The organism is Streptomyces sp. WZ-12, from assembly GCF_028898845.1.
In the GTDB taxonomy this organism is placed as follows: domain Bacteria; phylum Actinomycetota; class Actinomycetes; order Streptomycetales; family Streptomycetaceae; genus Streptomyces.
The window spans coordinates 1,869,481-1,881,208 of record NZ_CP118574.1; the positions used below are offsets into that span (position 1 = coordinate 1,869,481).

8 protein-coding genes are annotated in these 11,728 nt (G+C 74.7%); 6 read left to right on the top strand and 2 right to left on the bottom strand.

Annotated features, from left to right (window positions below; genetic code table 11):
• Window positions 1–140 precede the first annotated feature (140 nt).
• Both PV796_RS08035 and PV796_RS08040 read left to right on the top strand, forming a co-directional pair.
• Window positions 141–1,292, top strand: a complete 1,152-nt coding sequence (locus tag PV796_RS08035) for a lactonase family protein (protein ID WP_274918906.1) — start codon at window positions 141–143, stop codon at window positions 1,290–1,292.
• Window positions 1,293–1,385: 93 nt separating this feature from the next.
• Window positions 1,386–2,822, top strand: a complete 1,437-nt coding sequence (locus PV796_RS08040) for an amino acid permease (RefSeq protein ID WP_274912233.1) — start codon at window positions 1,386–1,388, stop codon at window positions 2,820–2,822.
• 240 nt (window positions 2,823–3,062) lie between these two features.
• Here the strand turns inward: PV796_RS08040 and PV796_RS08045 are convergent, their stop codons facing one another.
• Both PV796_RS08045 and PV796_RS08050 read right to left on the bottom strand, forming a co-directional pair.
• Complete coding sequence (locus PV796_RS08045; protein ID WP_274912234.1) at window positions 3,063–3,803, bottom strand: LysM peptidoglycan-binding domain-containing protein; 741 nt, start codon at window positions 3,801–3,803, stop codon at window positions 3,063–3,065.
• An 802-nt stretch (window positions 3,804–4,605) separates the two neighbouring features.
• Window positions 4,606–5,355, bottom strand: coding sequence for a PaaX family transcriptional regulator C-terminal domain-containing protein (locus PV796_RS08050; protein ID WP_274912235.1), 750 nt, complete (start codon window positions 5,353–5,355; stop codon window positions 4,606–4,608).
• A 141-nt stretch (window positions 5,356–5,496) separates the two neighbouring features.
• Here PV796_RS08050 and PV796_RS08055 point away from each other — a divergent pair, with 141 nt between their 5' ends.
• The 4 genes from PV796_RS08055 to PV796_RS08070 all read left to right on the top strand — a co-directional run bounded on the left by PV796_RS08055 (window position 5,497) and on the right by PV796_RS08070 (window position 11,695).
• Window positions 5,497–7,146 (top strand): acyl-CoA dehydrogenase family protein, encoded by a 1,650-nt coding sequence (locus tag PV796_RS08055; RefSeq protein WP_274912236.1) that lies wholly within the window; start codon window positions 5,497–5,499, stop codon window positions 7,144–7,146.
• Entirely contained in the window at window positions 7,146–7,931 is a 786-nt protein-coding gene (locus PV796_RS08060; RefSeq protein WP_274912237.1) for a crotonase/enoyl-CoA hydratase family protein, read from the top strand. The genes PV796_RS08055 and PV796_RS08060 overlap by 1 nt, the downstream gene beginning before the upstream one ends.
• Window positions 7,932–8,067: 136 nt before the next feature.
• On the top strand, window positions 8,068–9,993 hold the full coding sequence (locus PV796_RS08065) for a SpoIIE family protein phosphatase (RefSeq protein ID WP_274912238.1): 1,926 nt from the start codon (window positions 8,068–8,070) through the stop codon (window positions 9,991–9,993).
• 139 nt (window positions 9,994–10,132) lie between these two features.
• A complete protein-coding gene (locus PV796_RS08070; protein WP_274912239.1) occupies window positions 10,133–11,695 on the top strand; it encodes a caspase family protein in 1,563 nt (520 codons plus the stop codon).
• Window positions 11,696–11,728: the final 33 nt, after the last annotated feature.

The following is an 11,728-nucleotide window of genomic DNA, read 5'->3' on the forward strand; positions in this document are numbered from 1 at the left end:
GCTACGTGCGGGGGTGCTGGTCATCATCGGGATGTACGGGGTCCTCGGGGTCCGGATCACTGACGAGACGTCAAGACCGTTGCCCTGGCGGGGTGATGGGCGGTGGAATCAGGCTGACCGGCACGACACCGGAGGTGGACATGGGCGAGGCGGCTGGGGTCCGGGGCGGGATCGGGCGACGGGGGTTCGTCGGGGCGGTCGGAGCGGTGGCCCTCGCCGCCGGGGGCGCACGGACGGCGCGGGCGGCACCGCGGCCACGGCCGCTGTTCCTTGGGACGTACACCTCTAAACCGGGCGGCGGCACCGGCATCGGGCTGGCCGCCTACGACCCCGCCAGCGGCGCCCTGACCGCCACCGGGGTCGTCCCGGGCGTCGCCGACCCCTCGTACCTGGCGCCGGCACCGGACGGCCGGACGCTGTACGCGGTCGACGAGCAGCAGGACGGCGCGGTGACGGCGCTCGCCCTGCCGCCGGGCGGCGGCGCGCCGACGGTGCTCGGCGGTCAGCCCACCGGCGGGGCGGGGCCGTGCCATCTGTCGGTGCACCCCAGTGGGCGGTGGCTGCTGAGCGCCAACTACCTGTCCGGGAGCGTGGCCGTGCACCCGGTCCTGCCCGGCGGCGCGCTGGGGCCGCGGACCGACCTGGTGGTCCACGACAGCCCGCCACCCGGCCCCGGGCAGACCGGGCCGCACGCGCACCAGATCGTCACCGCCCCGGACGGCCGCCATGTGCTCGCCGTGGACCTGGGCAACGACACCGTCTACAGCTACCGGCTCGACCCGCGGGCCGGGACGCTGGCCCAGGTGTCGTACGCGACGCTGCGGCCCGGCGCCGGCCCCCGCCATCTGACCTTCCACCCCTCGGGGGCGTTCGCGTACCTGGCGAACGAGGTCGACAACACCGCGGTGGTCTGCGGCTACGACCCGCCCACCGGGCGGCTGGTGCCCGGTGCGCCGCAGTCCACCGGGACCCGGCCCGGGGTCAGTTATCCGGCGCAGTTCCTGGTCACCCGGGACGGCCGGTTCGCCTTCCTCGCCAACCGCGGCGACAACACCCTCACCCGGTACGCCGTGGAGGCCGGCGGGGCCCGGCTGCGGCTGCTGGACACGGTGCCGGTGGGCGGGGACTTCCCCCGGCAGATCGCGTTCTCGCCGGACGAGCGGTGGCTGTTCGCCGCGAACCAGAAGTCCGGGTCGGTGACGGTGTTCGCGGTGGACGCCCGGGCCGGGACGCTGGTGCGGGTGGGCGAGCCGTTCCCGGCGCCGATGGCGGTCTGCGCGCTGCCGCGGTGATCCGCGGGGCGCGGCGGCCCGCGGCGGGCGGCCGACGCGCCCGAAACACTGCCGCAACACCCTTGCAGGATTGGCGCGTTAGCGTCGCGCCCCATGAGTACGGGAACCACAGCCTCCGGCGGCGGTGCCGCGCCGGACACCAGCCCGCGGCCCGACGCCCCCGCGGAACCGGGCGCGGCGGCCGCCGGCGCGGGGCTCCAACAGGGCCTCAAACGCCGCCATATGCAACTGATCGCGCTGGGCGGGGTGATCGGGGCCGGGTTGTTCGTCGGCAGCGGGGTGGTGGTCCGCTCGGCGGGGCCGGCCGCGGTGCTGTCGTTCCTGGCCGCCGGCGTGCTCACCGTGCTGATCATGCGGATGCTGGCCGAGATGACGGTGGCCCGCCCGGCGCTCGGCTCGTTCTACGCGCATGTGCGGGAGACCCTCGGCCACCGCGCGGGGTTCGCGGTGGGCTGGCTGTACTGGTACTTCTTCGTGATCGTGGTCGCCGTGGAGGCGGTGGCCGGCGGCCGGATCATCCGGCTGTGGCTGCCCGGCGCCCCGTTGTGGGCGGTCAGCCTGGTACTGATGGCACTGCTGACGGCGACGAACCTGGTGTCGGCGCGCTCCTACGGCGAGTTCGAGTACTGGTTCTCGTCGATCAAGGTCGTGGCGATCGTGGTGTTCCTGTTCCTGGGCGCGCTGTATGTGCTCGGGCTGTGGCCCGGCTCGTCCGGCGGGCTGGCGCAGCTCACCGCGCACGGCGGCTTCGCGCCGGAGGGCATCGGGGCGGTGCTGGCCGCCGTCGTGCCGTGCGTCGGCTTCTTCACCGGCGCGGAGATCGTGACCATCGCCGCCGCGGAGTCGGTGGAGCCGGAGCGGGCGGTGGCCACCGCCATCCGGTCCATCGTGCTGCGGGTGGTCGCGTTCTACGTGCTGTCGATCTTCCTGGTGGTCGCGGTGGTGCCCTGGACATCGAAGGCGATAGAGGTCAGTCCGTACGCGGCGGTGCTGGACCGGCTGGCGGTGCCCGCAGCCGGCACGGTGATGAACGCGCTGGTGTTGATCGCGGTGCTCTCCTGCCTCAATTCCGCGCTCTACACCTCGTCCCGGATGCTCTTCGCGCTCACCCGCAATGGGGACGCGCCGCGCGGCTTCACCAAGGTCAGTGCGAGCGGGGTGCCGCGGCGCGCGCTGCTGGCCGGGACCTCGGTCGGATATCTGTCGGTGATCGCGGCCTGGATCTCGCCCGATGTCGTCTTCCAGTTCCTCATCAACTCCTATGGCGCCATTGCCCTGTTCGTCTATCTGGCGATCGCGGTGGCGCAGCTTCGGATGCGGCGCCGGCTGGAGCGCGACGCGCCGGAGCGGCTGACCCTGCGGATGTGGGGCTATCCGTGGCTGAGCCGGCTGACCATCGCGCTGATGACGCTGGTGATCGGGGCGATGGCGGTACTGCCGGACAGCCGGGCGCAGTTCTGGCTGAGCCTGCTCACTCTGGGTGTCGTACTGGCCGCCTACGAAATCCGGCGACGGGTCCGACGGAGCTAGGGCCGGTGTCGGGCGGGCCGTCCGCGGCGCCACGGACGGCCCGCCCGCTCCCCCCTCGCGGCCGGCTCGGAAACTCCCCGGAAAGCCTCTGGATTCCCCAGGATTCTCCAGGGGGGCGTTTTTCACTTCCCCCTGAAGACCCTTGGCATTTCCGTATCCACCGCTGACCTCGTCCGGTCGAATTCCCGGCGCATTCGACCGGACGAGGAGCGGCTACGGAGGCCGATCAGTCGCCTTTTCTCACTCCGCAGCGGAGCCGTGGACCCGCAGTTGGGTACCCGGGTAGATGAGGTTCGGGTTCTCGCCGATAACCTGGCGGTTCTTGCGGTAGATTTCCTGCCACGGCTTTCCGTGGACGTTCGCGATACCGCTCAGCGTGTCCCCGATATTGACCGTCACGATTGCGCCGGAAATCCGGCGCAACGGCTTCTTGTGGGTCTTTTCCGCGGGCACGTGGTGGTGCTTGTGGGTGTGTTTCGGCGCGGCGTGGCTCCGGGCCGGCAGGGTGTGCACGCGGCCGCCGTGGGGAGTGCCGCGCAGCCCGAGCGAGGCCGAGCAGGCGGGCCAGGCGCCCCAGCCCTGGCGGGCCAGGACCCGCTCGGCGACCTGGATCTGCTGCGCTCGCGAGGCCCGGGAGGCACGCGCCGCGTAGGCGCCGCCGCCGTAGGAGTGCCAGGTCGAGTGGCCGAACTGAAGACCTCCGGAGAAACCGTTACCGGTGTCGATCCGCCAGTTGCCGCCGCTTTCGCACCGGGCCAGACGGTCCCAGGTGCCGGTGCTGGCGGCCTCGGCCGGCTCGTCGGACACCGCGCCCAGCGCACCGGCCGCCAGCAGGACGGCGGCCGCGGTGACGCCCCGGGCCCCCCGGCCGCGCAGTGCCTCGCCGCGGGTGGTCCGGTCCGCCGGTTCGCGGGTTTCCGCTGCCCGGCATTCCTGCGCCGCGGGCGATTCCTGCGTCTCCGGTACCTGCTGAGTTTCCATGTTCGTGCTCCCGTCGCTTGTGCTGTGCGTACTGATGTGTCACTCGTTCCGGGGTTCCGGTCGGGCCGGTATTCCGGCGAGTGCGCAGAGGTGTCAGCGATTTCGGCGAGTTCTGGGATTCGGGATCGTCGGATGGTTTCCGCGGCGCGCTTTTCTCCGGTGCGTTTTCTTCGGTGCGTTCTTCGGTGCGTTCTTCGGTGCGTTTCTGCGGTGCGTTTCTGCGGTGCATCGAATTCGACGAGGAAGAGACAACCATGGGCCGCGTCGGCATGGGCAGGGCGCGCGGTAGCGCCTCCGACGGCCAGCCCGCCCCCTCGCCGTCGGAAGGGGTACGGAATCCTCCGCATGGCGCACGGGCCCGGCGGGTAGGGGCGCACCCTTCGTGCCCGGGGTGCCGGACCGGGCGACAGTCGCCCGCCCGTTCGACTTCGGGGTGTCACCCCCCGTGGCTACGCCGGCGTCGGTGCATATGCGCGGCGGGGGGCCGCACGGGCCGCGCACGGTCCGCGACGCGGTGCAACCACCCGGGTTTCGGCGGGAGTTGGCAGGTCGCCCGGCGGCCGGCGGCCGGGCGCGCGGCGCGCAGCGGCCCGGCGCACCGAGACCGCCCCGGCCGGCCCGCCCCGTGCGCTCCCGCCCCCGCCCGCATGCTCCGCATCCGCGCGCGTCGCCGCGCCGCCCGTGCGCCCCTCCACCCCGCCGACCCGCCGGCCGCGGGGGTCGGGGAGCACCGCGCCAACGGGGTGGCACGTACGCGGGGCAAGCGCACTGGGGCCTCTCCGATGGGCGGGGCGGAGAGGCCCTAGCCCCTGTCGGAGGTGAGGAACTGCTGGAGGAGCTCCCGGAATTCGGCCTCGAAGGCGTCGTAGCGGGCGCGGAGCGCGGCGCCCGGCCAGGTCTCCGGGAGGAGGAGGGCCGGCAGCAGCGGGTCGGTGAGGAGGTGGCGGAGGACGGCCGCGGCGACGGTGAAGCGGTCGGCCGGGGCGTCGGCGCGGTCCAGCGCGGCCGACAGCTCACCGGCGCGGGCCGCCCAGCCGTCCAGGTCCCACAGGCCGCGGGCGAGTGCGGCCGGATCGCCGTCGGGGCTGCCGGTGAACCAGGTGCACTGCGCGGTGGCCACCTCGGAGCGGGGCCGGTCGAGGTTGGCGGGGCGCAGCCAGTTGCCCTCGCGCAGCTCGGCCAGCCGCAGCGCGGCCATCGCCTGGCGCAGCGCGGCGCGTTCGGCCGGTGGTCGGCTGCCGTCCGCGCTGACCACGGCGATCTCCCACTCGCCCGACCAGGGGCGGGTCCGGGGCGCACGGCTCTCGTCCTGCCGGGCCTGGCGCTCCAGCAGCCGGGTGGTCAGCGCGTAACTGCCCGCCCGTTGGCGGAGGTCGCCGGCCGCCACCATCCGGGAGAGCGCGACCCGGACGGTGCCCTCGGCGATGCCGAAGAGTTCACCGACCCGCACCAGCGCGCGCACCGGCAGCCGCGGCGGGTGGTGGCCGAGAAGCGTGCTCAGCACGACGGAGCGGGCGGTCAACGGCCGGAGGGCGAGGGGGGCGTCGTTCATAGGTGCCGGAAGTCTAGGTCGTGCGGACGGGCGGGGCGGACGGGATGCGGACGCGGTGTGCGCCCCAAGGCGGTCGGCCTCCCACGCCGCGCCGCCCTTACGCCCTTCCTCCAGCCGTATGAAATCTGTAACGTCATGGCTATGACCGTCACCCATGAAGTAACCAATCAGGCCCCGCCGCTGACCGGTTTCAGCGCGGCGGACGAGCCCGCGTTGCTGGCGGCGCTGCGCCGGGAGGGCGGCGCCTGGGGCGAGGCCGAGGTGGTCGAGCTCGGCGCGCTGGCCGGGTCCGCGAAGGTGCAAGACCAGGCCCACTGGGCGGAGCAGCAGCCGCCCCGGCTGCACACCCACGACCGGTACGGGCACCGGGTGGACGAGGTCGAATTCCACCCGGCCTGGCACCAGTTGATGACCACCGCGGTGGAACACGGGCTGCACGCCGCGCCGTGGACCGACCGGCGCCCGGGGGCGCATCTGGTGCGCGCCGCCAAGTTCTACGTCTGGTCGCAGGCCGAGGCCGGCCACGGCTGCCCGATCTCGATGACCTACGCCGCGGTGCCCGCGCTGCGCGCCGCACCCGAACTCGCCGCGCAGTACGAGCCGTTGCTCGCCGCCCGCGCTTACGACTTCGGGCTGCGCGCCCCGCTGAGCAAGCGCGGGCTGATCGCCGGCATGTCGATGACCGAGAAGCAGGGCGGCTCGGACGTGCGGGCCAACACCACCGCCGCGGTGCCCACCGGGGACGGGAGCTACCGCCTCACCGGCCACAAGTGGTTCACCTCGGCCCCGATGAGCGACGTCTTCCTGACCCTGGCGCAGACCCCCGAGGGGCTGACCTGCTTCCTGGTACCGCGGGTGCTGCCGGACGGCAGCCGCAACGGGCTGCGGCTGATGCGCCTGAAGGACAAGCTGGGCAACCGCTCCAACGCCTCGTCGGAGATCGAGTACGAGGACGCCGTCGCCTGGCCGGTGGGCGAGCCCGGCCGCGGGGTGCGGACCATCGTCGAGATGGTGAACATGACCCGGCTGGACTGCGTGCTGGGCTCGGCGGCCGGAATGCGGGCGGGACTGCGGCAGGCGCTGCACCACACCGCCCACCGGCGGGCGTTCGGGCGGGAGTTGGACCGCCAGCCGCTGATGCGCGCGGTCCTGGCCGACCTGGCGGTGGAGTCGGAGGCGGCCACCGTGCTGGGGATGCGGCTGGCGGCCGCGGTCGACCGGTCGGCGGCCGGCGACGCCGGGGAGGCGGCGCTGCGCCGGCTGGCCCTGGCGGCCGGGAAGTACTGGGTGTGCAAGCGGGGCAGCGGCCATGCCGCGGAGGCCCTGGAGTGCCTGGGCGGCAACGGCTACGTCGAGGACTCCGGGATGCCGCGGCTCTACCGGGAGGCGCCGCTGCTGTCGATCTGGGAGGGCTCGGGCAATGTCGCCGCGCTCGACGTGCTGCGCGCGCTGACCCGCGAACCGGCCGCGCTGGACGCCTACTTCGCCGAGGTGGACGCCGCGGCCGGCGCCGACCGTCGACTGGACGCGGCGGTGGCCGGGCTGCGGAAGCTGCTCGGCTCCCTGGGCGACCCGGAGCGGGCCCAGCTCATGGCCCGTTCGCTGGCGGAGCGGCTGGCGCTGGTGCTCCAGGGGTCGTTGCTGGTGCGGCACAGCACCCCGGCGGTCGCCGACGCGTTCTGCGCCTCCCGGTTGGACGGCGAGTGGGGGCACGCCTTCGGCACCCTGCCGCCCGGCGTGGACCACGCCGCGGTCCTCGGGCGCGCCCGGACCGGCGCGGACGCCGGCTGATGGCCGACGAGCCCGAGGCGGCCGTACGGGTCGAGCGGGCCGGGCCGGTGACGACGGTGGTGCTGTCCCGGCCCGCGGCCCGGAACGCGGTGGACGGCCCGACGGCCCGTCAACTCGCCGACGCGTTCCGCGCGTTCGACGCCGATCCGGAGGCGCGGGCGGCGGTGCTGTGGGGCGCGGGCGGCACGTTCTGCGCCGGCGCCGATCTGAAGGCGGTGGGCACCGCGCGCGGCAACCGGGTGGCGCCGGACGGCGACGGGCCGATGGGGCCGACCCGGATGCGGCTGCGCAAGCCGGTGATCGCGGCGGTCGCCGGGCACGCGGTGGCCGGCGGCCTGGAGTTGGCGCTCTGGTGCGATCTGCGGGTGGCGGAGGAGGGCGCGGTCTTCGGGGTGTTCTGTCGGCGGTGGGGCGTCCCGCTGATCGACGGCGGGACGGTGCGGCTGCCCCGGTTGATCGGCGCGGGCCGGGCGATGGACCTGGTCCTGACGGGGCGTCCGGTGCCGGCCGCGGAGGCCCTCGACATCGGGCTGGTCAACCGCGTGGTGCCCACCGGTACCGCCCGCGCCGCGGCCGAGCGGCTGGCCGCCGAGCTCGCCGGCCTGCCGCAGGCGTGCCTGCGCAGCGACCGCGCCTCGCTGCTGGACCAGGAGGGGCGGGACGAGGAGGCCGCGATGGCGTCCGAACTCCGGTACGGGCAGGCCGTGTTGGCGGAGGGGCTGTCGGGCGCGGCCCGGTTCGCGGCCGGCGCGGGGCGGCACGGCGCGCCGGACGACGCACGGTGACCGACGGCGCGCCGGCCGGCCCGGAGCGGCGCGTTCCCGGCGCGCCCCGCTACCGGTCGGCCGCCGCCACGCTCCGTCACCGGGAGTGACGACGAGCGGGAATGCGGCCCCCAGGGGCCCCGCCTAAGGTGTTCGCATGGCCGAGCGGCCCCCCGACCCCTCCGCAGAGGGCTCCGACCCCCGTGCCGACCGGGTAGCACCCGGGGGCGAGGAGGAGGCACCCGGGGGGTCCGGCCACGAGCCCATCGACCTGCGGGAGCGGCTGTCGCTCAACCGCATGGGCACCTTCGACTGGGACCTCGACAGCGGGTTCATGGAGCTGGACCCCGGCGCCCTGAAGGTCTTCGACCTGCGCCCCGGCGAGCACGACGGCGCGCCGCTGTCCTTGATCTCCCGGCTGCCGCCGGAGGAGGGCCTGCGCCTGGACGCTGCACTGTCCCAGGCGCTCCAGGAAGGCAACGCCTCCTACGGCGCGTACTTCCGGATCCAGTGCCGGGACGGAACTCGGCGGTGGACCCACTCCCAGGGCCGGATTCTGCGCACCGCACGGGGCGTGCCGTACCGGATCGTCGGCATCGTCCGGGAGGCGACCAGCGAGCTCGCCGACTCGGCGCTGCTGATGAACTCCTGGCTGGACGACACCCTTCCGCTGTCCGAGGCGGCGCGGTCCCGGCGCCCCAGCTTCCTGAGCACCCGCGGCGAGTTGGTCGCCCGCTACCCGCGGCTGCGCCCGTTCGTCGACGTGCTGCCGACCGGCAGCGCCGCCTTCCTGCCGCTGATCGCCCAGGACACCGTCCTCGGGGCGCTGGGGCTGTTCAACCACGAGCCGGCGGTGCACTCGGCGGAGGCCCGGAACCTGGCGCTGGCGCTGGCCGGTGTGGTGGCGCAGTCGTTGCAGCGGGCCACCCTCTTCGACCAGGAGCGGGAGTTCGCGACCGGGCTCCAGGAGGCGATGCTGCCGCGCCGGCTGCCGCCGATCGCCGGCGGTGAGGTCACCGTCCGCTACCACCCGGCGAGCGTCGGCCGGGACGTCGGCGGCGACTGGTACGACGTGATCGCGCTGCCGCAGGGCCGCACCGGACTGGTGGTCGGCGACGTCCAGGGGCACGACACCCACGCGGCAGCCGTGATGGGCCAGTTGCGGATCGCGCTGCGCGCCTACGCCAGCGAGGGGCACGCCCCGGAGACGGTGCTGGTGCGGGCCTCCCGTTTCCTGGCGGAGCTGGAGACCGAGCGGTTCGCGACCTGCACCTACGTCCAGACGGACCCGACGTCGGGGGCGCTGCACCTCGCCCGGGCCGGCCACCTGGGGCCGTTGATCTGCAACAGTTCCCAGCACATCGACTGGCCGCAGGTGGCCGGCGGGCTGCCGCTGGGGCTGGCCACCGCCTTCGGGCAGGACCACTTCCCGGAGACCCAGTTGTTCCTGGAGCCGGGGTCGACGCTGCTGCTGTGCACCGACGGGCTGGTCGAGCAGCCGGGCCGGGACATCGCGGCCGGGATCGAGGCGCTCTCCGCCGCGGTCCGCGCCGGGCCCACCGAGCTGGACGCGCTGGCCGACCGGCTCTCGAACCTCCTGTGGGCGGAGCCGGGTTCGGACGACGACATGGCACTGTTGCTGCTGCACCGCAGCGCGGTGCGCGGGGCGACCGCCACGCCGCGGCTGCGGCTGCACGTCCACCAGGCCGATCCGGCGGGCACCGCGGAGGTCCGCTCGGCGGTGCGCCGCACGCTGGACCAGTGGCGGGCCGGCGCGGTCACGCACGACGTCGAGGTGGCCGCCTCGGAGTTGATCGCCAATGCGCTCACCCACACCGAGAGCGGCGCCCTGGTGTCGCTGGAGTTGCTGCCCGGTGCCCCGCGCCGGATCCGGCTGGAGGTCGAGGACCGGTCCAGCCAGTGGCCGCGCCGCCGGCGGCCCGGCGAGACCGCGACGTCGGGGCGCGGGCTGCTGCTGGTGGAGGCGTTGGCGGACCGGTGGGGCGCCGAGCCGCGGGGCAGCGGCAAGGCGCTGTGGTGCGAGTTCCCGGTGCCGGAGGCCGCGCCCGGAAACGGAGCCTGACGCGTCCCGAACTCCGTTATGCCACGGGGAGATGGGCGGAGCGCGCGATGTCCCTTCGGGCGCCGGCGAACGGGGCCGCAAACCGGGGTGATCGTGCCAGGATGGCGACGACCGTTCGTCATGCAGGGGGAGGGCATCGATGAGTGGCAGACCCGACGACCGGTGGTTCCCGCACGGGCCGGCCAGTCGCGCCGTACTGATCGGCACCGGCAGGTTCACCGGTCTGCCGGCGATCCCGTCGGTGGCGGCCAACCTCCGGGGCCTGTGGGCGGCCCTGACCCACCCGGACCACGGGCTGTTGGCCCCGGAGCACTGCCGGGTGGTGCCCGACCCCACCGACGCCTCGGCGATCGGGGCGGCGCTGGCCTGGGCGGTGCGGGAGGCCGAGGAGGTGCTGCTGGTCTACTACGCGGGCCACGGGGTGCTGGACGACGGCGGGTTGCTGCACCTGGGGCTGGTGCACACCGACCGGGACCAGGTGGGCTTCTCCGCCGTCCCGATCGAGCTGGTCAAGCGGCACGTGAGCGGGGCCCGGGCGCGGGCGCGGGTGTTGGTCGTGGACTGCTGCTTCTCCGGCCGGGCGGTCTCCGCGATGTCCGATCCGGCCGATCTGGCGGTCGGTCAGCTCGACCTGGCCGGCACCTACACGCTGACGTCCACGACCCGCACGGCGCCCTCGCACGCGCCGGAGGGGGAGACCTACACCGCGTTCACCGGCGCCCTGTTGGACGCCCTGGCCGAGCCGGTTCCGCTCACCCTCGACGAGGTCCACGGGCGGGTGGACCGCGCGCTGCACAGCCGGGGGTTGCCGCGGCCGCAGCGCCGATCGGCCGGCGCGGCGGGCTCGTTGGTGCTGCTGCGGGGACCGTCGGGGGTGCCGGGCGCGGCCCGCGCCGCGGGTCCGACGGTGCCGCCCCCGCCGAGGACGCCGCCGCCCCCGCCGCCGCCCGGCGCCCCGCCGTCGTTCCACCTGGGCGCCCCCGTGCCGCCGCCACGGCCGGCGCGTCGCCACCGGCCGGTGTTGATCGCCACCGCGGTCGGCGGCGCGCTCGCCGTGCTGCTGACGTCGTCGCTGGTCAAGGGGTGGTTCGAGGGGGGTGACGGGGGGTCGGGCACGGCGTCGGACGGCACCGTGTCGGGCGGGACCAACACGCCCGGCCATACGGGCGGCTCCGTTGGCGGCGCCCCCTACACCGGTCCGCCGGGCGCCACCTCGCACGCCCCGCGCCAGGCCGCCGCCGCGAAGGTGGTCTACCGCGACCGGCGGGTGGTCTGGCGCGCGCCGAGCTGCACGGGCAGCATCTCCCAGGCCCTCGACCTCGACACGCCCGCGGTCACCGCACAGACGATGGACACCTCCGGGAGCACCACCCTCGACTACATCGGCTGTCAGAACGGGTTGAACGGCGCCCAGGCCGTCATCACGCTCGCCAGTAGTTTCGGCAGCCCGGTCCGGGCGGGCACCGCGGACGCCGGGACGAACACGGGCGAGGCGTGCCGGTCGGCCGCCGAGGGCAGCCCGCTGGGCCCCAACACCAACGCCGCGAAGGTCTCCCCCGGCACGGTCTGGTGCGTGGTGACCAAACTGAACCAGGTGGCGAGGGTGACGTTCAGCAAGGTGGACACCTCGGACACCAGCAGCGGCGCGGGCCCGGGCAATCCGACCTTCGAGCTGACCGTCACGCTGTGGGCCGCGCCGTGAACGGGCCGGGCGCCCCGACGAGTTGGCGCGCCC